Here is an 18,944-nt window from a genome sequence, read left to right on the forward strand (position 1 = left end):
CGCCCTACGTCGCGCCGGCCAGCCTGCGCAGCTTGATGAAGGCCAGCGCCGCCATCACGGCGTCGTTGAGCGCGTCGTGGGCCTCGCGCTGCGGCAGGCCCAGGTCGGCCATCAGCGTGGCAAAGCGCAGGTCGATCTCGGGCGCCTGCTGCTGCCAGGGCAGCAGTTGCCGGAAGCGGTGGTCGTAGTACAGGGCCGAGACCTCGATGCGCTCGTTGGGCAGGCCCGTGCCCAGCCAGGGGCGCAGCACGCGCTCGATCATGGCCACGTCGAATTCCAGGTAGTAGCCGACCAGCGGGCGGCTGCCGATGAAGCGCAGCAGCTGCGCCAGCGCGTCCTCGATGGCCAGGCCCCGGGCCAGGTCCCGCTCGCGCAGGCGGTGGATGCGCACGCTGTCGCCGGGCACGCTGCGCGAGGGGCGCACCAGCAGTTCCAGGCGTTCGCTGGACAGGATGCGCTCGCCCACGATGCGCACGGCGCCGATGGAGATGATCTCGTCGCAGCGCACATCCAGGCCCGTGGTCTCGCAGTCCAGTGCCACCCATTCGCCGGGCGGCGGCGCGTCGAAGAGAAAGGCATAGGTGGGGTCCGCCAGCCTGCGCCGCTGCCAGTTGCGCCGCAGGCCCGCCACCCAGCGCTGCAAGGGCGCCGCGCTCATACGGCGTCCAGCCGCAGGCGCTGGCGCAGCAGTTCGCGGAAGCGCCGCACCACGGCCAGCGTGTCCTTGAGCAGGTCGCGCTCCAGGCTGCTCAGGCGAGCCGGGTCCACATGGCCGGTGACGGGGCGGCCCAGGTCGATCTCGGCCAGTCCCGCCTGCAGGCGCAGGCCCATGAGGAAATGCAGGCCCTGGAGCAGCTCCTGGCCCTGGGCGCCGTCGAGCACGCCCTTGTCCACCAGGGCCGCGATGCGCTCGGCCGTGCCGGTGGCGGCGATGCGCTGGGACAGCGCCAGGCTGCGCACGCCATGCACGATGGGAAAGATGCCGGCCTTCTTGAGGTGCACGGGCGCGCCCTCGCCGCCGCGCCCCAGCAGCCGCTCCCACCAGCTGCCCGGCTCGTGCGCGAAGGCGTCGACGGCCGAGGCGAAGCGCGCCACCTGGGCATCGCTGTCCAGGGCCAGCGCCATCAGGTCGCGCCGCACCGTGGCCAGCAGCGCGGCATCGCCCGCCACGGCATGGGCGTCCAGGAAGATCGCCAGGTGCATGAGGCCCTCGGGGCCGGGCAGGATCAGCCATTCGCGCACCTGCCTGCCGAAGCTGGCCACCGTGCCGCGCCATTGCGGATTGCTGAGCATGATGCCGCCCGGGCATTCGGGGTAGCCAAAGCGCTGCAGCTGCGCGGAAAAGCGCGCGCAGATGGCATCGAGGTCCTGGGGCGGCGCATAGCCGTCGCGCAGCAGCAGGCCGTTGTCCTGGTCGGTCTTGAGCAATTGCTCGCCGCGCCCCTCGCTGCCCATGACGAAGAGGCAGCTGTGGGCCACCAGGTCCGGCGGCGCCAGCATCTGCCAGGCACGCTCGAACAGGCGGGCATTGAGCTGCTGCACCAGCCGCGCCATCAGGGCCACCCGCGTGCCGCCCCGGTGCAGGGCGGCCACCAGGCGCGTGATCTGGGCGGCGGCCTGCTCCAGCGCCTGCAGGTCGGTGGCCTGCTCGATCTGCACGGTGATCAGGTGGGAGTGGTTGGCCAGGAAGCTGAACAGGTCCAGCGCCTCCAGGATGCCCAGCACCTGGCCCTGTGCATCGAGCACGGCCAGCCGGTGCACGCGCGCACGCAGCAGCACGACCAGGGCATCGCCCAGCTGGTCGTCGGCGCGCACGGTGAACACGGGCTGGCTGGCGAACTCGCCCACGGCCAGCCGGTCCAGCGGGCGGCCGTCAAGGATGGCGCGCTGCAGCGTGGTGCCCGTGAAGATGCCCAGGCCGCCCTGCGGCAGTCCCGAGACCAGCACGCAGGTTGTGCGCTCTGCATGGAACAGGCGCACCACGGAGACGATGTCGGTGGCCGCATCCACCACATGGGCGGCACGCAGATAGGCCTGGTCCACGCGCGCCAGCGTCAGCGACTGCAATTCGTGCCGGTCGGCGCGCTGGGCCAATGTGCCCAGCTTGTGGCCCAGGTCGGAGAACAGCAGGGCTCCAAAGGCCGTGTTGCGCGCGATCAGCTCGCCCACGGTTTCGCGCGCAAGCTGGTAGGCGATGAGCTCCTCGGCCACGGTGAAGCGGCTGCCCGTGCGGCCGGCCACCAGGGCGCGGCCGTCGAAGCTGTCGTCGGGGCCGTAGCTGGCCAGCACCTCGTCGCCCTCGGTCTGCACCACATGGCCCTTGATGATGACGAACAGGTGGGTGGGCGCCGAGCCGGCGTCCAGCACCACGGCGCCCTCGGGGAAGTAGGCGATGTCCACGCCATCGCGCACCAGCGCCTGTTCGTCGGGCGTGAGGCAGTCGAAGGGCGAGGCGGCGAAGTTGAAGGCGTTGGGCATGGGGCGGGGCCGTTGTTCCAGCCCCGCCATTCAAACCTTCAGGCCTTGCTCCACGCTTGCAGCCGCGTCCCAGCCGCTGTCGAACCAGCTGTCGCCTTCCAGGTAGGCGCGCAGCATGGGCAGGCTGTCCAGGCCCCAGAAGAGGCGGCCATCGACCTCCCAGGCCGGCACGCCGAACAGGCCTTGCGCGGCGGCGGCGTCGGTGTTCTCTCGCAGCAGGCGCTTGGCGTTGTCCGCCGCATCCGTGCGCAGCTGCGGCGCCAGCGTGGCGCGCAGTGCATCGAGCCGCGCGGGGTCCAGCGCGTCGGCGCCGCCCAGCCAGACATGGCGCAGCACGGCGTCCGCCACAAAGCGGTTGATGGTGCCGTCATCGCTGCACTCCAGCGCCAGGCGCAGCAGCGGCAGCGGGTTGAACGGGTGGCGGGCCGGCATGTCCAGCCCCACGCCCGTGGCATGGCCCAGCCAGCTCACATGGCGGTAGGTCCATTCGCGCTTGCCCGCGATGCCGGCCGGTCCCGGGTTGGCGTGGCGCTGCAGCAGCGCGCCCAGCAGCACGGGGCGGTACTGCATGTGGTGGCTGATGCCCTGCAGCGCCTGCGGCAGTTGCGCGAACGCCAGCCAGGCATAGGGCGAGATGAAGTCGAGATGGAAGGTGATCTGCTTCATGGCGGGTGCGTCGTGATGGGAATCTAGGGTGCGGTGGCCGCGATGCCTGCGCGCTCCAGCAGCGCGTTCCAGATGGCCAGGCGCTGCGGCGCGTCGGACTTGGACCAGGCGCGGATCTCGTCGATGGTGCGAAAGCACCCTTCGCAATGGCTGCGGTCGGGCGTCATGCGGCAGACCGAGATGCAGGGCGAGAGCACGGGCTCCTCTTCGGCACGCGGAGCGTATGCGGCGCGGGCCTTCTGGGCCAGCATTTCCTTGGGGCCCATCATGCCGCCACCTCCTGCACCACGTCGGCCCAGGGCGCGCCGGCCAGCAGTTGCAGCGCGGCCGGCGTGGCCGCGAACACCGCATGCGGATGGCCTGCTGCCGCCCAGACCGTGTCGAAACGCTGCAGTTCCCTGTCCACCAGGGTCACGGGCGTGTTGGCATGGGCCACGGGGCTGACGCCGCCGATGGAAAAGCCCGTCTGCGCCTTGACGAAGTCGGCATCGGCACGGCCCACGGGGCCGACCAGGGCCGCGACCTTCTTCTCGTCCACGCGGCGGTCGCCCGAGGCCACGACCAGCACGGCCACGCCGTCGCTGCGGCGGCGGAAGATGATGCTCTTGGCCACCTGGCCCACGAGGATGCCCAGCTGGTCGGCCGCTTCCTGGGCCGTGCGCGCGGCGCCGTCCAGCATGCGCGGGCCATCGCCGTGGCCGGCCTGCTGCAGGAAGGCCGCCACGCGCTGCACGCCTTCGGGAAGATGGTGGAGTTCAGATCCGCACATGCTCACACCGCCTCGCATGCAACCGCGCTGGCGCGCTTGGTCAGCAGTGCCTTGGCCACGCGCGACTGCGTGGGGCGGCCCAGGTGGTCGCTGATGAACTGGCCGGCGTCAATCAGCTTGTCCAGGTCGATGCCGGTCTCGATGCCCATGCCCTGCAGCATGTAGACCACGTCCTCCGTGGCCACGTTGCCCGTGGCGCCCTTGGCGTAGGGGCAGCCGCCCAGGCCCGCCACCGAGGTGTCGAACTGCCACACGCCCAGCGACAGCGCGGCCAGCGTGTTGGACACGGCCTGGCCGTAGGTGTCGTGGAAGTGGCCCGAGACATCGTCGATGGCGAAGTGCTGCAGCGTGGCCTCGATAGCCTTGCGCACCTTGACGGGCGTACCCACGCCGATGGTGTCGGCCACGCCCACATGCTGCACGCCGATGCCCTTCATGAGGCCGGCCAGGTAGGCCACGCGCTCGGGGGCGATCTCGCCTTCGTAGGGGCAGCCCACGGTGCAGCTCATGGCGCCGCGCACGTAGATGCCCTGGGCGCGTGCGGCCTCGGCCACGGGAGCGAAGCGCTCGATGCTTTCGGCAATGGAGCAGTTGATGTTCTTCTGGCTGAAGGCCTCGCTGGCTGCGCCGAAGACCACGATCTCGTCGGGCCACAGTTCGCGCGGCGCCGACAGCGCGGCCTCCAGGCCCTTCATGTTGGGCGTGAGCACGCTGTAGCGCACGCCGGGGCGGCGGACGATGCCGGCCATGACTTCGGCGTTGTCGGCCATCTGCGGCACCCATTTGGGGCTAACGTAGCTGGTGACCTCGATTTCCTTGAGGCCGGCTTCCTGCAGGCGGTGCACCAGCTCGATCTTGACGGCGGCGGGCACGGGCTGTTTTTCATTCTGCAGGCCGTCGCGGGGGCCTACATCGACGAGTTTGACGCGGGAAGGAATGCTCATGGGGTGTTCTCACCGGGATGACGGGTACGGCCCCTATTGTCCAGGCTTGCAGGCCCGGGCACCACCCCATATCCTGCCGGGCCATGCACAACGGCTGCCAGCGCCCCCTTCAGCCCGGCAGGGCCGCCATTTCCTCGCGCAGCATCTCCACCATGCGCGCGGCAGCCGGCGACAGGCGGCGGCCGCTCAGGCGCACCAGGCCGATGGGGCGGCGCAGCACCGGCCGTGCCAGCGGGCGCGCCACCACTTCCGGCCGCTGCACCACCTGCGCGGCCAGCAGCGGCAGCGCGCTCACGCCCAGATCGGCGGCCACCATGGCCGCGATGGTGGCCAGGTGCTCCACGGCGTACTGGGGCGCAAAGCGTATGCCGTGGGTCAGCAGGGCCTCGTCGGCGTACTGCCGCACGCTGGTGCCGGCCGGCATGGAGATGTGGGGCAGATGGGCCACGTCGGCCCAGCCCAGATCGCCGCGCCCGCGCGCCAGCGCATGGCCGCGGCCCAGCAGCAGCACGAAGCGGTCGGAGGCCAGGGGCAGGTAGTCCAGGTCGGCATAGGCGGGGTTGGCCGCCGTGAGCGCAAAGTCCACGCGGCCCGCGCGCACCATGTCGAAGGCCGGCCCGGCCAGGCTGTCGAACAGCTCCAGGTGCACGCCCGGATGCTCGGCCGCGAAGCGCGCCAGCACGCGGGGCAGCAGGCCCGCGGCCAGCGAAGGCAGGGCCGCCAGCGCCAGCCGGCCCACCTGCACCTGGGCCACCTCCTGCACGCGGCGCACGGTCTCGTCCATCTGGTGGCGCAGGATGCGCGCCTGCTCGGCGAAGACCTCGCCGGCCTGGGTCAGTTCCACGGCGCGCGTGGTGCGCTCGAACAGGCGCGCGCCCAGCATCTCTTCCAGCCGCGCCAGCGTGCCCGAGACGGCCGACTGCGACAGGTGCATCTGCAGCGCCGTGCGCCGAAAGCTCAGCGAATCGGCCAGCGCCAGAAAGACATCGACCTCGCGGGCCGACCAATTGATCTTCATGGCCGATCAGTTTATCGAAAAATGCGTCTTTACCGTTCAATGACGGCTGCCTAGACTGCGCCTCAAATCCATGAAATCAGCAGGAGACAGCATGCACAGCAGTTCGCCGCGCAACGCGCGCACGGTGGTCGTCGGGGGAGGCACCATGGGTGCCGATGTGGCCGTGGTCCTGGCCCGGGGCGGCGCCCTGGTGACCGTGGTCGACCCCGGCGCGGCACGGCGCGAGCTGCTGCTGCAGCACATTGCCATCGAGCTGGCCACGGCCGGCTTTGCCCGGTGCGCGTCCCAGGTCTCGGTCTGCGCGGCGCTGGAGGATGTCGCCTGGGACGGCGTGGCCCTGGTGGTGGAATGCATCACCGAGCGGCTGGATGCCAAGCAGGCGCTGTTCGCCGAACTTGAGGCGCATGCGCCGGCCGACGCCGTGCTGGCCAGCAACAGCTCTGGCTTTCCCATCAGCGCCATCGCCAGCGGCCTGCCCACGGCGCAGCGCATGCTGGGCCTGCACTTCTTCATGCCCGCCCATTTGGTGCCGCTGGTGGAAGTGGTGCTGGGCGAGCGCAGCGATCCGGCCCTGGGCCAGTGGCTGCACGCCTTCATGCGCGGCTGCGGCAGCGTGCCGGTGCTGGTGAAGAAGGACAAGCCCGGCTTTCTGGCCAACCGCATGCAGCATGCGCTGTCGCGCGAGGCCTTCGCCCTCATCGACGAGGGCATTGCCTCGCCCGAGGATGTGGATGCCGCCGTGCGCTTCGGCTTCGGCTTCCGCTTCCTGGCGGCCGGCCCCGTGCTGCAGCGCGACCATGCGGGCATCGAGGTGCATTGCGCAGCCGCCGCCACCATGTACCCCACGCTGTCCAACACCGATGTGCCGGCCCAGGCCCTGCGCGATCGCGTGGCGCGTGGCGATCTGGGCATGAAGACCGGCAAGGGCTTCTTCGACTGGCCCGAGGACCGCCGCCTGGCCGAGCGTGCCCGCTACGACGCGCTGCTGCGCCAGGGCCTGGCCCTGCTGGCCAGCGAGCTGCCGGTGCCGGAGCAGGCACAGGACACGCCATGAGCACGCCGGCCCCCACGTCAACCGCGTCGCCCACATCGCCCACGTCACCCACCTCGCAGTGGAGCGACCCGCTGATCGTCACCGTGGCCCCCAACGGCGCCTACAAGCAGCCGGCCGACCACCGAGCCCTGCCGATCACACCGCAGGCGCTGGCCGCCACGGCACGCGCCTGCCTGGATGCCGGCGCGGCGATGATCCACATGCACATCCGCGACGCCCAGGGACGCCACAGCCTGGATGTGGACGGCTACCGCGAAGCCTGGCGCGTGGTGCGCGAGGCCGTGGGCACGGACATGGTGGTGCAGATCACCAGCGAGGCCGCGGGCGTCTACCGCGCACCCGAGCAGATCGCCATGGTGCAGGCGCTGCGGCCCGAGGCCGTCTCCATCGGCCTGCGCGAGATCGACCAGCCCGAGATCGGCGATGCGGGACTGGCGCACTTTTTCACGGGCCTGGTGCGCGACCAGGTCATGGTGCAGGTCATCCTCTACGACGTGGCCGACCTGCGCCGCTGGCAGGCGCTGCGCGCCCAGGGCGTGGTGCCCGAGGCGCCCTGGTTCCTGCTCTTCGTGCTGGGCCGCTACAGCGCGGGCCAGACCTCGCGGCCGCAGGACCTGCTGCCCTTTCTTGCGGCACATGACGGCGGCGAGCCCTGGGCCGTGTGCGCCTTCGGCGCCACGGAAAACACCTGCATCGCGGCAGCCGCCGCCTTCGGCGGCCATGCGCGCGTGGGCTTCGAGAACAACCTGCTGACGCGGGACGGCCACACCGCGCCCGACAACGCCGCCCTGGTCCGCCAGGCCGTGGTGTCCGCCCAGGCGCTGAGCCGCCCCCTGGCCACGGCCGACGACATACGCCGGCGCTTCACGCCGGGCTGAGCACCAGGCGCCTTACAGGCCCATAAGCCCATAAGCCGTTAAGCCGATAGGCCCATGAGCCCGCACAAGACGGGCCTTCCATTCCAACCACAGGCAGGAGACACAACCATGCAACAGCCCACCCACGGCACGCGGCGTGACGCCATCGCCAAAATCAAGGCAGCCACCGCATTCACGGCGCTTCCCCTGGCCTTCATGGCCCTGGGCCTGGCGGGCCAGGCCTCGGCCCAGACCCCGTCGCCGGCGTTCCCCAGCAAGACCATCCGCTTCGTCGTGCCCTACCCGCCCGGCGGCCCCACCGACCTGATGGCACGCATGCTGCAGCCCGAGCTGCAGCAGCGCCTGGGCGTGACCGTCATCGTGGAGAACAAGAGCGGCGCGGGCGGCAACCTGGGCAGCGCCGAGGTGGCCCGCCAGGCACCGGCCGACGGCCACACCCTGCTGCTGGCCGCCAGCGGCCCCATGGCCGTGAATTCCTCGCTGTACAAGAGCATGCCCTTCAACCCGCTCAAGGACCTGGAGCCCGTGGTGCAGCTGTCGGCCTTCCCGCTGGTGCTGGAGGTCCATCCCTCGCTGGGCGTCAAGACCGTGGCCGAGCTGCTGGCCCTGGCCAAAACAGGCAAGACACTGAGCTTTGCCTCGGCCGGCAATGGCACGCCCCAGCACCTGGCGGGCGAGCTGTTCAACTCCATGGAGCAGGTCAAGCTGGGCCATGTGCCCTACCGGGGTGCAGGACCGGCACTCAACGACCTGATCGGCGGCCAGGTGGGCGTGATGTTCGACATCGTGGGCAGCTCGCTGCAGCACATCCAGGGCGGGCGCCTGATCCCGCTGGCCGTCACCTCGGCCGAGCGCACCAAGGTGCTGCCCGACGTGCCCACCATGGCCCAGGCCGGCGTACCCGGCTACCAGATCACGGGCTGGCATGGCATTGCCGTGCGCGCGGGCACGCCGCCCGCCGCCATCGACAAACTCAATGCCACGGTCAACGCCATCTTCAAGGACCCGGCCTTTCGCACGCGCTGGGAGGCCATAGGCACGCCGGCCGTGGGCGGCACGGCGGCCGAATTCGGCGCCTTGATCAAGAGCGACTCCCAGCGCCTGGGTGCCCTGGTGCGCAGCACCGGCGTGACGCTGGACTGAGCGCGCCCGTCAGTAGCCGCGCCGCAGGTCCACGCGGCCGCTCACGGCCTCGCCCCGGCTCAGCGCCGCGACCTTGCCCACGATCTGCTCCACGCTGTCGCGCGCCAGGGTGCGCGCCGAGGTGTGGGGCGTGAGCGTGATGCGCGGATGCCGCCAGAAGGCATGGCCGTCGGGCAGCGGCTCGGTGCGGAACACGTCGAGCAACGCGCCGGACACATGGCCCCCGTCGATGGCGGCGATGAGGTCCTCGTCCGCCACATGGCCGCCGCGTCCCACGTTGATGACATAGGCGCCCGGCTGCAGCAGGGCGAGGCTGCGCGCGTCGATGATGCTGTCGGTCTCGGGTGTCAGCGGCAGCAGGTTGACGAGGATGCGGGTGGCACGCAGAAAGGCGTCGAAGTCCTGCGGGCCGCAGAAGCCACGCACGCCGTCGATGGCATGCGGCGTACGGCTCCATCCGTTGACGGGGAAATCGAACACCGTCAGCGCGCGCGCCACGCGCTCGCCCATGCGGCCCAGCCCCATGACGCCCACGGGGTAGTCGGCACGCCGGGGATTGGGCCGGTGCTGCCACAGGCCGGCGGCCATGTCGGCCTCGTAGCCGTCCAGGCCCCGGAAGAAGCGGATCACGGCCTGGCAGACATATTCGGCCATCTGCACGGCCATGCCGGCGTCCTCCAGGCGGTAGACGGGAAGGTCGGCCGGCAGGCGCAGCGGCAGCAGCGCATCGACGCCGGCGCCGATGTTGAACACGGCCTTGAGGCCCGGCTGCTCGTCGATGAAGCGCTGGGGTGGCGCCCAGACCAGGGCGTAGTCGGCCTGCGGCGCGCCCGGCGACCAGATGTCCACCTCGGCGCCCGGCAGGGCCGCGCGCAGTCCTTGCAGCCAGGCGTCGGGCCTGGTGTCTTCGCAGCAGAAAGTCACTCGCATAGGTGGACAAGCCTAACGGCCTGGCGACGCCCACGCGCGACTTTTGCGCAAAACTGCCTTGCCTGCGGGCTCAGCTTTCCAGGCGCAGCAGCTCGGAGCCTTCGGTCACCTGGTCGCCGGGCGCATACAGCAGCTCGGCCACCACGCCGTCGCCGGGCGCGGCGATGGTGTGCTCCATCTTCATGGCCTCCATCACGGCCAGCGGCTGGCCCTTGCTGACCTTGTCGCCGGCCTTGACGGCAAAGGAGACCACCTTGCCCGGCATGGGCGCCGTCAGGCGGCCGCCTTCGGACTGCACCTCGCCCGCATGGGCCAGCGGATCGGCCAGGCCCAGCACGGCTGCGCCCTGGGGAGCGAACACATGGCATTGCTCGCCCAGCACGTGGACCTGGGCGCGCAGGCGCTGGCCCGCGAACTGCACGTCGAAGGCGCCGTCCCCGGCCTGTTGCCAGGACAGCATGCCCTCGGCGAGGGACTCGCCCTCGCCCACGGCCAGTTGCAGCGCGCCGTCATGCAGGTAGCGCAGGCGCGCGGGCACGGCGGCCTCGCCCTGGCGGAAGTCCCAGCGCCGCTCGGCCACGCCGTGCGAGCGCCAGCCGTCGCGGCGGCTGAAGGGGTCGGCGGTTTCCTGCGCGCGCTCGGCCTGCAGCACCTGGGCCACGGCGGCGGCCACGGCCTGGGCCTGCGGCAGGCGCTGCTGGTGGAACAGATGCTGCTTCTCGCGCTCGATCAGCGCCGTGTCCAATTTGGCGGTTGCAAAGGCATCGCTGGCGATGACCAGGCGCAGGAACTGCACATTGGTGGCCAGGCCCACGATGCGTGTCTCGGCCAGGGCGGCATCAAGCCGCGCCAGCGCCTGTTCGCGTGTGTCGCCATGCACGATGAGCTTGGCGATCATGGAGTCGTAGAAGGGGCTGATGGCATCGCCCTCGCGCACGCCGTCGTCCACGCGCACGTCGCCGACACGGAAGCTGGCGCAGTCGGGCTTGCGATAGACGTGCAGGGTGCCGGTGGCGGGCAGGAAGCCGTTGTCGGGGTTCTCTGCGCAGATGCGCGCCTCGATGGCATGGCCGGTGATGCGCAGCTCGTCCTGGCGCTTGGGCAGGGGCAGGCCGCTGGCCACGCGCAGCTGCCAGTCCACCAGGTCCTCGCCCGTGATGGCCTCGGTCACCGGGTGCTCGACCTGCAGGCGGGTGTTCATCTCCATGAAGTAGAACTTCATGGCCTCGGGCTGGTCGTAGCCGCCGGGCTGCTCGACGATGAATTCCACCGTGCCCGCGCCCACGTAGTTCACGGCCTGGGCGGCGGCCACGGCGGCCTCGCCCATCTTCTGGCGCAGCGCGGGCGTCATGCCGGGCGCGGGGGACTCCTCCAGCACCTTCTGGTGGCGGCGCTGCACCGAGCAGTCGCGCTCGAACAGGTAGACGCAGTTGCCCTGGGTGTCGCCAAAGACCTGGATTTCGATGTGGCGCGGGCGCAGCACGTATTTCTCGACCAGCACGGCGTCGTCGCCGAAGCTGTTGATGGCCTCGCGCTGGCAGCTGGCCAGGGCGGCGGCGAAGTCCTCGCTGCGCTCGACCAGGCGCATGCCCTTGCCGCCGCCGCCCGCGCTGGCCTTGATCAGCACCGGGTAGCCGATGCGGTCGGCCTCGCGCTGCAGCAGCTGCGGGTCCTGGTCGGCCCCGTGGTAGCCGGGCACCAGGGGCACGCCGGCCTTTTCCATGAGCTGCTTGGAGGCTGCCTTCAGGCCCATGGCGCGGATGGCCGAGGGCGGCGGGCCGATGAAGACCAGGCCGGCATCGGCGCAGGCCTGGGCGAATTCCTCGTTCTCGCTGAGAAAGCCGTAGCCGGGGTGGATGGCCTGGGCGCCCGTGGCCTTGGCGGCCTCCAGGATGCGCTCCCAGCGCAGATAGCTGTCCTTGGGCGCGCTGCCGCCGATGTGCACGGCCTCGTCGCAGGCCTGCACATGCTTGGCGCGGGCATCGGCGTCCGAGTACACGGCCACGGTGCGCACGCCCATGCGGCGGGCGGAAGCCGCGACGCGGCAGGCGATTTCACCGCGGTTGGCGATCAGGATCTTCTTGAACATGCGTTATCTCCAGTGTTTTCTCTGCAGCCCCGGTCATTCGGCGACCGGCGGCTATGGTTTTTGATTCATCGCGGGAGACCCGCCCAACAGCGAGCGCAGGCGCTGCACCACGGCCTTGAGAAAGCGCCACAGCGCCCAGGTCAGCAGCCACAGGGCGATGACCACGACCAGCAGCACGGCGGCGAAGGCCAGCGGATGCGTGAGCGCCAGCCAGATCGCGCCCACCGAGGCACCGTCCTCCACCAGGCTCGCGCCCACGTTGGAAAACGGCTCCGGCGAAGTGTTGATGGCCGCGCGCGCCGTGCTCTTGGCCACCTGGCTGGACAGCGCCAGCGAGCCGCCCATCAGGGCCGCCATGGTGGCCATGGTCGCGCTGTCCGCACCGAAGACGCCGGCCGCCAGCGCCGCGCCCGCCGGGATGCGGATCACGCTTTGCAGCAGGTCCCAGACCGAGTCCACGCCGGGGATCTTGTCGGCGAAGAACTCCACGAACAGCAGCGCGCCGCTGGCGAACAGCAGGGCCGGATGCTCCAGCACATGCAGCCCGCCAGGCAGCGCCACCCAGCCCAGCGCCCCCAGCAACCCGGTCACGAAGACCACGGCGTAGAGCCTAAAGCCGCTGGCCCAGCCCAGTGCGGCGGCCAGCGCCAGCAGGCCAGCCATGTCCATGCCGCTGGTGGCCTGGCCCACGCGCTCGGCCACTTCGCCAGCCGCCTCGCTGACCGTGTGGTGCACGGCCGGGCCCGGGTACAGGCCCACGGACTGCAGCCACTGGACGAGGGAGTCGGTCAGGGTGCTCATGGTGTTGGCTCGGCGTTGGCTCGGCGTTGCTCGGTGGTGGCGCGATGAATGGGCAGCCCGCGCGTGTCAGGCCAGCCAGGCCGGCTTGCGCTTTTGCAGGAAGGCCTGCACGCCCTCCTTGCCCTCGGCGCTGGCGCGGATGTCGGCAATGCCTTCGACGGTGGCGGCGATCAGCTGCTCGTTGATCTCGCGCTCGGCCACGTCGATCACCAGGCGCTTGCAGGCGCGGGCGGCGGCGGGACCGGCGCTGACCAGGTGCTTGAGCAGGCCGTCCACGGCGTTGTCCAGCTCGTCTGCCACCACCACGCGGTGCACGAAGCCGATGCGCAGCGCCTCGGCCGCGTCGAAGCGCTCACCGGTCAGGAAGTAGCGGTGGGCGGCGCGCGCGCCCATGGCGCGGATCACGTAGGGGCTGATGGTGGCGGGGATGAGGCCGATCTTCACCTCGGACAGGCAAAAGCCCGCGCCCTCGGCGGCCACGGCCATGTCGCAGGCAGCGACCAGGCCCATGCCGCCCGCATAGACATCGCCCTGCACGCGCGCGATGGTGGGCTGCGGGCATTCGTAGATCACGCGCAGCATTTCGGCCAGCAGGCCGGCGTCCTCGCGGTTCTCGTCGCGCGAGTAGTCGGCCATGCGGCGCATCCAGTTGAGGTTGGCGCCTGCGCAAAAGGCCGGACCCTCGGCGGCCAGCACCACGGCGCGCACGTCGCTACGCTTGCCCACGGAGTGGAAGGCCTGGGTGATGTCGGCGATGACCTCGTCGCTGAAGGCATTGCGCACTTCGGGCTGGGTCAGCGTGATGGTGGCCAGGGGGCCCTGGAATTCGAGGGTCAGTGCGGTGGTTTTCATGAAGTACCTCGCTGCAAGGAAAGAGGGGCCGCCGTCACATGCGGAACACGCCGAAGCGCGTGTCCTCTATGGGAGCGTTGCGCGTGGCCGCCAGGCCCAGCGCCAGCACGCGGCGCGTGTCGGCGGGGTCGATGACGCCATCGTCCCACAGGCGCGCCGTCGCGTAATAGGGGTGGCCCTGATCCTCGTACTGCTGGCGGATGGGGGCCTTGAAGGCCTCTTCCTCCTCGGCCGTCCACTGGCCGCCCTTGGCCTCGATGCCGTCGCGCTTGACGGTGGCCAGCACGCTGGCCGCCTGCTCGCCGCCCATGACCGAGATGCGCGCGTTGGGCCACATCCACAGGAAGCGCGGCGAGTAGGCGCGGCCGCACATGCCGTAGTTGCCCGCGCCGAAGGAGCCGCCGATGATGATGGTGAACTTCGGCACGGCCGCCGTGGCCACGGCCGTGACCAGCTTGGCGCCGTGGCGGGCAATGCCTTCGTTCTCGTACTTGCGGCCCACCATGAAGCCCGTGATGTTCTGCAGGAAGACCAGCGGGATCTTGCGCTGGCAGCACAGCTCGATGAAGTGCGCGCCCTTGACCGCCGATTCGCTGAACAGGATGCCGTTGTTGGCGATGATGCCCACCTGCATGCCCTCGATGCGCGCAAAGCCGCAGACCAGGGTGGCGCCGAAGCGGGCCTTGAACTCGTCGAAGCGGCTGCCGTCCACCACGCGGGCGATGATCTCGCGCACATCGAAGGGCTTGCGCGTGTCCACGGGGATCACGCCGTACAGCTCGCCGCCGTCGAACAGCGGCGCCTCGGGGGCAGGTCGCCAGCCGCCGGCTGCTTGGCATGGTTGAGGTTGGCCACGGACTGGCGCGCCAGCGCCAGCGCGTGGGTGTCGTTGTGGGCCAGGTGGTCGGCCACGCCCGACAGGCGCGTGTGCACGTCGCCGCCGCCCAGGTCCTCGGCGCTGACCACCTCGCCCGTGGCGGCCTTCACCAGCGGCGGGCCGCCCAGGAAGATGGTGCCCTGGTTCTTGACGATGATGGACTCGTCGCTCATGGCCGGCACATAGGCGCCGCCGGCCGTGCACGAGCCCATGACCACGGCGATCTGGGCAATGCCCTCGGCGCTCATGTTGGCCTGGTTGAAGAAGATGCGGCCGAAGTGCTCGCGGTCGGGAAACACATCGTCCTGGTTGGGCAGGTTGGCGCCGCCCGAGTCCACCAGGTAGATGCAGGGCAGCCGGTTCTGCGCGGCGATCTCCTGGGCGCGCAGGTGCTTCTTCACCGTCATCGGGTAGTAGGTGCCGCCCTTCACCGTGGCGTCGTTGCACACGATCATGCAGTCCACGCCGCTGACGCGCCCGATGCCGGCGATCAGGCCCGCGCCGGGCGCATCGTTGCGGTACATGTTGAGCGCGGCCAGCGGCGCGATCTCCAGAAAGGGCGTGCCCGGGTCCAGCAGCATGGCCACGCGGTCGCGCGGCAGCAGCTTGCCGCGCGCCACGTGCTTGGCGCGCGCGGCCTCGCCGCCGCCCTCGGCGACCTTGGCCACCTGGGCCTGCAGGTCTTCGACCACGGCGCGCATGGCGGCGGCATTGGCCAGGAAGTCCGCCGAACGCGGATTGAGTTGGGTGCCCAGAATGCTCATGTGTGGCCTCTTCTTGTGTTTGCCCGATGCGGGCGCTTGGTTTTTTCGAATGTGCTGCAAAGAACGGCGGCCCGGGCTGGGGAAAATGCCGTATGCACACCGTTGAAATCGTCTTGCTCGTTTTGCTGCTGGGGGCACTGACCGGCATTGCCGCGCGCTATGTGCGCGCCATCCCGCTGCCGCTGATACAGATCGCCCTGGGAGCGCTGATCGCCTGGCCGCAAAAGGGCCTGCACATCGCCTTCGATCCCGAGCTGTTCCTGCTGCTGTTCATCCCGCCGCTGCTGTTTGCCGACGGCTGGCGCATCCCCAAGCGCGAGTTCTTCTCGCTGTACCGCCCCATCCTGCGCCTGGCGCTGGGCCTGGTGCTGTTCACGGTGGTGGGGCTGGGCTGGCTGATCCACTGGCTGGTGCCCGGCATGCCGCTGACCGTGGCCTTTGCGCTGGCCGCCGTGGTCTCGCCCACCGATGCCGTGGCCGTCTCGGCCATCACGCGCAACCTGGGCATGCCCGAGAAGACCATGCACATCCTCGAAGGCGAGTCCCTGCTCAACGATGCCTCGGGCCTGGTGGCGCTGAAGTTCGCCATTGCCGCCACGCTGACCGGCCTGTTCTCTTGGACCGAGGTGGCCAAGGAATTCATGTGGATGGCCCTGGGCGGCCTGGGCGTGGGCACGCTGATCGGCTGGGGCTTTTCCTATGCGCGCAGCACCATCACGCGCCGCCTGGGCGACGTGGCGGCCACGCAGATGGTGCTGCTGCTGATCCTGCTGCCCTTCGCCGCCTACATCGTGGGCGAAAAGATCGGCGTGTCGGGCATCCTGTCGGCCGTGGCCGCAGGCATTGCCACCAACTTCGCCGACCTGGAGCGCAGCAGCTACATCAGCGAGCGGCTGCAGACCGAAGGCACCTGGAGCATGGTGGAAGCCTCGTTCAACGGCGCCATCTTCCTGCTGCTGGGCCTGCAGCTGCCGTCCATCATCGGCGTGACGCTGCACGATGCGGGCAGCGAATGGTGGGTGCTGGTGGGCTATGTGGTGATCATCTCCAGCGCGCTGCTGCTGATGCGCTGGATCTGGCTGACCCTGGGCGTGCAGCGCAGCCTGGCTCGCGCCCACTTCCAGGGAAAGATGGCAGAGCGCCCTTCGCACCTGCTGAACCTGGCCACCACCATGGCCGGCATACGCGGCGCCGTGACGCTGGCCGGCGCGCTGTCCGTGCCCATGCTGCTGAACAACGGCCAGCCCTTTCCGGGCCGCGAGATGCTGATCTTCCTGGCCACGGGCACCATCTTGTTCACCCTGGTGCTGGGCAGCATCGCCCTGCCGCTGATCCTGCGCCGCATGCCCCAGCCAGGCGAATCGCCCACGGTGCGCGAGGAGCGCCTGGCGCGCGTGGCCGCCTGCCAGTCCGCCATTGGCGGGCTGACGCTGAGCGAGGAAGAGATCCAGGGCCACACGCCCGAATGGGTGGCCATGCACCAGGAAGTCATGGGCCACCTGACGCAGGAGTACCGCAACCGCGTCCAGCTGCTGGACGACGGCAGCGGCACGGCCTCCAGCATCGAGATCCAGCGCGAGGCGCCCGAAGTCGTGCGCCAGCGCAAGCTGCGCTACCTGCTGGAGATCGAGCTGCGCCTGCGCTGCATCCACCAGGAGCGCGACGCGCTCTACGCCGAGCGCCAGGCCCACCGCATCAACGACGAGTCGCTGCGCCGCCTGGTCAGCGAGCTGGACATGCAGGAGATCTCGCTGCGCAAGCGCCTGGTCGTGGCGCGCCGCGCTGCAGCCTCGGCCGTGGCCGCGCCCGAAGGCGGCACGCACTAGGCGGCACGCGGTGGACAGCTGGCGGCAGTGCATGAAAGCAGCCCTCAGGCGGTCCTGGCCGGGCGCAGATCCAGCATGGCGATCATCTCGTCGCGGATCTTGAATTTCTGGATCTTGCCGGTCACCGTCATCGGGAAGGCCTCGACGAAGCGGATGTAGCGCGGCACCTTGTAGTGGGCGATCTGGCCCTTGCAGAAGTCGCGCACGCCGTCTTCGGTCAGCGCCTGGCCGGGCTTGACGATGATCCAGGCACACAGCTCCTCGCCATAGCGCACGTCGGGCACGCCGACGACCTGCACGTCCTGCACCTGGGGATGGCGGTAGAGGAATTCCTCGATCTCGCGCGGGTAGATGTTCTCGCCGCCGCGGATCACCATGTCCTTGATGCGGCCGACGATGTTCACGTAGCCCTGCTCATCCATGGTGGCCAGGTCGCCCGTGTGCATCCAGGCCTCGTCGTCGATGGCCTCGCGCGTGCGGGCCTCGTCCCCCCAGTAGCCGTGCATGACCGAGTAGCCGCGCGTGCACAGCTCGCCCGAGACACCAGGCGCCACCACCTCGCCCGTGGCCGGGTCGACGATCTTCACCTCCAGGTGCGGCTGCACCTTGCCCACGGTGGACACGCGGCGCTCCAGCGGCGTGTCGGCATCGCTCTGGCAGCTGACGGGGCTGGTCTCGGTCATGCCGTAGGCGATGGTGATCTCGGACAGGTGCATGTCGCTGACCACGCGCTTCATCACCTCGATGGGGCAGGGCGAGCCGGCCATGATGCCGGTGCGCAGCGTGCTCAGGTCGAACTCCTTGAAGCGCGGGTGGTCCAGCTCGGCGATGAACATCGTGGGCACGCCGTGCAGGCCCGTGCAGCGCTCGGCCTGCACGGTCTCCAGCACCAGCAGCGGATCGAATCCGTCATTCGGGTAGACGATGGCCGAGCCATGCGTGAAGCAGGCCAGGTTGCCCAGCACCATGCCGAAGCAGTGGTACAGCGGCACGGGAATGCACAGCCGGTCCTCGGGCGTCAGCCGCATGCACTCGCCGATGAAAAAGCCGTTGTTCAGGATGTTGCGGTGGGTCAGCGTGGCGCCCTTGGGAAAGCCCGTCGTGCCGCTGGTGAACTGGATGTTGATGGGGTCGGTGTTCTTGAGCGTGGCGGCCACGGCGTCGATGCGCGCATCCTGCGCATCACCGCGCGCCAGCAGGCTGGAAAAGCGCAGCATGCCGGGCTGCTCTTCGCCCTGCCCTGCGACGTCGATCCAGACCACGCTGCGCAGCTGGGGCAGGCGCGCGCAATGCAGGCGGCCGGGCTCGGCCGTGGCCAGCTCGGGGGCCAGTTCGCGCAGCATGCCCAGGTAGTCGCTGGTCTTGAACTGCGCCATGGTCACCAGGGCCTTGCAGCCGACCTTGTTGAGCGCGTACTCCACCTCGGAGGTGCGGTAGGCCGGGTTGATGTTGACCAGCACCAGGCCGACCTGGGCGGTGGCCAGCTGCATCAGCACCCATTCGGCGTTGTTGTGCGACCAGATGCCGACGCGGTCGCCCTTGTCCAGCCCCAGGCCCAGCAGCGCGCTGGCCAGGCGGCGCGCCTCGGTGTGCAGGCCGGCATAGCTGTAGCGCAGGCCCTGGTGGCGGCTGACCAGGGCCTCGCGATCTGGCTGGCGGGCCGCCATGTCGGCAAAGAAGTCGCCGATGGTCTGCTCGATCAGCGGCACATCGGTGCGGCCTTGGGCATGGCTGGAAGCGAGCGGGGCGTTCTGGGCGGGCATGCGTTGTCTCCTGTGTCGTCGTCGGCGCCTGGGACGGGCAAATGCAGTGGCCTGCCCCGTCACGGCAGCTATTGCGTGGCAGCATAAGGGCC

16 protein-coding genes and 1 pseudogene are annotated in these 18,944 nt (G+C 70.0%); 4 read left to right on the plus strand and 13 right to left on the minus strand.

Features of this window, described 5'->3' with window-relative positions; translation table 11 throughout:
• Positions 1-4: 4 nt before the first annotated feature.
• The 7 genes from BO996_RS28405 to BO996_RS28435 all read right to left on the minus strand — a co-directional run bounded on the left by BO996_RS28405 (position 5) and on the right by BO996_RS28435 (position 5,875).
• On the minus strand, positions 5-658 hold the full coding sequence (locus tag BO996_RS28405; RefSeq protein ID WP_071956977.1) for a 3'-5' exonuclease: 654 nt from the start codon (positions 656-658) through the stop codon (positions 5-7).
• Complete coding sequence (locus BO996_RS28410; protein WP_071956978.1) at positions 655-2,508, minus strand: DUF294 nucleotidyltransferase-like domain-containing protein; 1,854 nt, start codon at positions 2,506-2,508, stop codon at positions 655-657. Before BO996_RS28410 ends, BO996_RS28405 begins: the two co-directional genes overlap by 4 nt.
• On the minus strand, positions 2,509-3,144 hold the full coding sequence (locus BO996_RS28415) for a DsbA family protein (RefSeq protein ID WP_034397380.1): 636 nt from the start codon (positions 3,142-3,144) through the stop codon (positions 2,509-2,511).
• Positions 3,145-3,167: 23 nt separating this feature from the next.
• Entirely contained in the window at positions 3,168-3,410 is a 243-nt protein-coding gene (locus BO996_RS28420; protein WP_049801477.1) for a DUF1289 domain-containing protein, read from the minus strand.
• Positions 3,410-3,913, minus strand: a complete 504-nt coding sequence (locus BO996_RS28425) for a YbaK/EbsC family protein (RefSeq protein WP_013800403.1) — start codon at positions 3,911-3,913, stop codon at positions 3,410-3,412. The genes BO996_RS28420 and BO996_RS28425 overlap by 1 nt, the downstream gene beginning before the upstream one ends.
• A gap of 2 nt (positions 3,914-3,915) precedes the next feature.
• Positions 3,916-4,857: a hydroxymethylglutaryl-CoA lyase gene (locus tag BO996_RS28430; RefSeq protein WP_071956979.1), complete on the minus strand. Its 942-nt coding sequence runs from the start codon at positions 4,855-4,857 to the stop codon at positions 3,916-3,918.
• A 109-nt stretch (positions 4,858-4,966) separates the two neighbouring features.
• Entirely contained in the window at positions 4,967-5,875 is a 909-nt protein-coding gene (locus tag BO996_RS28435; protein ID WP_012207762.1) for a LysR family transcriptional regulator, read from the minus strand.
• Between the two features lie 91 nt (positions 5,876-5,966).
• Here BO996_RS28435 and BO996_RS28440 point away from each other — a divergent pair, with 91 nt between their 5' ends.
• The 3 genes from BO996_RS28440 to BO996_RS28450 all read left to right on the plus strand — a co-directional run bounded on the left by BO996_RS28440 (position 5,967) and on the right by BO996_RS28450 (position 8,950).
• Positions 5,967-6,929 (plus strand): 3-hydroxyacyl-CoA dehydrogenase family protein, encoded by a 963-nt coding sequence (locus BO996_RS28440; RefSeq protein WP_047474196.1) that lies wholly within the window; start codon positions 5,967-5,969, stop codon positions 6,927-6,929.
• The gene (locus tag BO996_RS28445; RefSeq protein WP_071956980.1) at positions 6,926-7,807 is read left to right on the plus strand and encodes a 3-keto-5-aminohexanoate cleavage protein; all 882 of its coding nucleotides are present in this window, start codon (positions 6,926-6,928) and stop codon (positions 7,805-7,807) included. Before BO996_RS28440 ends, BO996_RS28445 begins: the two co-directional genes overlap by 4 nt.
• A 108-nt stretch (positions 7,808-7,915) precedes the next feature.
• Positions 7,916-8,950: a Bug family tripartite tricarboxylate transporter substrate binding protein gene (locus BO996_RS28450; RefSeq protein WP_043820267.1), complete on the plus strand. Its 1,035-nt coding sequence runs from the start codon at positions 7,916-7,918 to the stop codon at positions 8,948-8,950.
• A gap of 9 nt (positions 8,951-8,959) precedes the next feature.
• On the opposite strand, the gene BO996_RS28455 is transcribed toward BO996_RS28450, so the two are convergent.
• The 5 genes and pseudogenes from BO996_RS28455 to BO996_RS28475 all read right to left on the minus strand — a co-directional run bounded on the left by BO996_RS28455 (position 8,960) and on the right by BO996_RS28475 (position 15,263).
• Positions 8,960-9,880: a 2-hydroxyacid dehydrogenase gene (locus tag BO996_RS28455; RefSeq protein ID WP_071956981.1), complete on the minus strand. Its 921-nt coding sequence runs from the start codon at positions 9,878-9,880 to the stop codon at positions 8,960-8,962.
• A gap of 70 nt (positions 9,881-9,950) precedes the next feature.
• The gene (locus BO996_RS30095; RefSeq protein ID WP_071956982.1) at positions 9,951-11,969 is read right to left on the minus strand and encodes an acetyl/propionyl/methylcrotonyl-CoA carboxylase subunit alpha; all 2,019 of its coding nucleotides are present in this window, start codon (positions 11,967-11,969) and stop codon (positions 9,951-9,953) included.
• A 51-nt stretch (positions 11,970-12,020) separates the two neighbouring features.
• Entirely contained in the window at positions 12,021-12,770 is a 750-nt protein-coding gene (locus BO996_RS28465; RefSeq protein WP_043820273.1) for a DUF4126 domain-containing protein, read from the minus strand.
• Positions 12,771-12,836: 66 nt separating this feature from the next.
• On the minus strand, positions 12,837-13,622 hold the full coding sequence (locus BO996_RS28470; RefSeq protein ID WP_071956983.1) for an enoyl-CoA hydratase/isomerase family protein: 786 nt from the start codon (positions 13,620-13,622) through the stop codon (positions 12,837-12,839).
• Positions 13,623-13,656: 34 nt separating this feature from the next.
• Positions 13,657-15,263 (minus strand): annotated as a pseudogene (locus BO996_RS28475) (carboxyl transferase domain-containing protein).
• A 92-nt stretch (positions 15,264-15,355) separates the two neighbouring features.
• Between BO996_RS28475 and BO996_RS28480 the strand changes: the two are divergent.
• Complete coding sequence (locus BO996_RS28480) at positions 15,356-17,089, plus strand: Na+/H+ antiporter (RefSeq protein WP_013800394.1); 1,734 nt, start codon at positions 15,356-15,358, stop codon at positions 17,087-17,089.
• A gap of 44 nt (positions 17,090-17,133) precedes the next feature.
• Here BO996_RS28480 and BO996_RS28485 read toward each other — a convergent pair whose 3' ends face one another.
• Positions 17,134-18,852 carry an AMP-binding protein gene (locus BO996_RS28485; RefSeq protein WP_071956984.1) on the minus strand — a complete coding sequence of 573 codons (1,719 nt, stop codon included), beginning with the start codon at positions 18,850-18,852 and terminating at the stop codon, positions 17,134-17,136.
• Between the last annotated feature and the right edge of the window lie 92 nt (positions 18,853-18,944).

This window comes from Delftia sp. HK171, from assembly GCF_001886655.1.
Lineage (GTDB): Bacteria > Pseudomonadota > Gammaproteobacteria > Burkholderiales > Burkholderiaceae_C > Comamonas > Comamonas acidovorans.

Bases quoted from the DNA above. Each gene is read 5' to 3' on its own strand.
- BO996_RS28430 (WP_071956979.1), bottom strand. From the start codon at position 4,857: ATGAGCATTCCTTCCCGCGTCAAACTCGTCGATGTAGGCCCCCGCGAC.
- BO996_RS28485 (WP_071956984.1), bottom strand. From the start codon at position 18,852: ATGCCCGCCCAGAACGCCCCGCTCGCTTCCAGCCATGCCCAAGGCCGC.
- BO996_RS28455 (WP_071956981.1), bottom strand. From the start codon at position 9,880: ATGCGAGTGACTTTCTGCTGCGAAGACACCAGGCCCGACGCCTGGCTG.
- BO996_RS28450 (WP_043820267.1), top strand. From the start codon at position 7,916: ATGCAACAGCCCACCCACGGCACGCGGCGTGACGCCATCGCCAAAATC.
- BO996_RS28435 (WP_012207762.1), bottom strand. From the start codon at position 5,875: ATGAAGATCAATTGGTCGGCCCGCGAGGTCGATGTCTTTCTGGCGCTG.
- BO996_RS30095 (WP_071956982.1), bottom strand. From the start codon at position 11,969: ATGTTCAAGAAGATCCTGATCGCCAACCGCGGTGAAATCGCCTGCCGC.
- BO996_RS28410 (WP_071956978.1), bottom strand. From the start codon at position 2,508: ATGGCGGGGCTGGAACAACGGCCCCGCCCCATGCCCAACGCCTTCAAC.
- BO996_RS28440 (WP_047474196.1), top strand. From the start codon at position 5,967: ATGCACAGCAGTTCGCCGCGCAACGCGCGCACGGTGGTCGTCGGGGGA.
- BO996_RS28470 (WP_071956983.1), bottom strand. From the start codon at position 13,622: ATGAAAACCACCGCACTGACCCTCGAATTCCAGGGCCCCCTGGCCACC.
- BO996_RS28415 (WP_034397380.1), bottom strand. From the start codon at position 3,144: ATGAAGCAGATCACCTTCCATCTCGACTTCATCTCGCCCTATGCCTGG.
- BO996_RS28465 (WP_043820273.1), bottom strand. From the start codon at position 12,770: ATGAGCACCCTGACCGACTCCCTCGTCCAGTGGCTGCAGTCCGTGGGC.
- BO996_RS28405 (WP_071956977.1), bottom strand. From the start codon at position 658: ATGAGCGCGGCGCCCTTGCAGCGCTGGGTGGCGGGCCTGCGGCGCAAC.
- BO996_RS28445 (WP_071956980.1), top strand. From the start codon at position 6,926: ATGAGCACGCCGGCCCCCACGTCAACCGCGTCGCCCACATCGCCCACG.
- BO996_RS28420 (WP_049801477.1), bottom strand. From the start codon at position 3,410: ATGGGCCCCAAGGAAATGCTGGCCCAGAAGGCCCGCGCCGCATACGCT.
- BO996_RS28425 (WP_013800403.1), bottom strand. From the start codon at position 3,913: ATGTGCGGATCTGAACTCCACCATCTTCCCGAAGGCGTGCAGCGCGTG.
- BO996_RS28480 (WP_013800394.1), top strand. From the start codon at position 15,356: ATGCACACCGTTGAAATCGTCTTGCTCGTTTTGCTGCTGGGGGCACTG.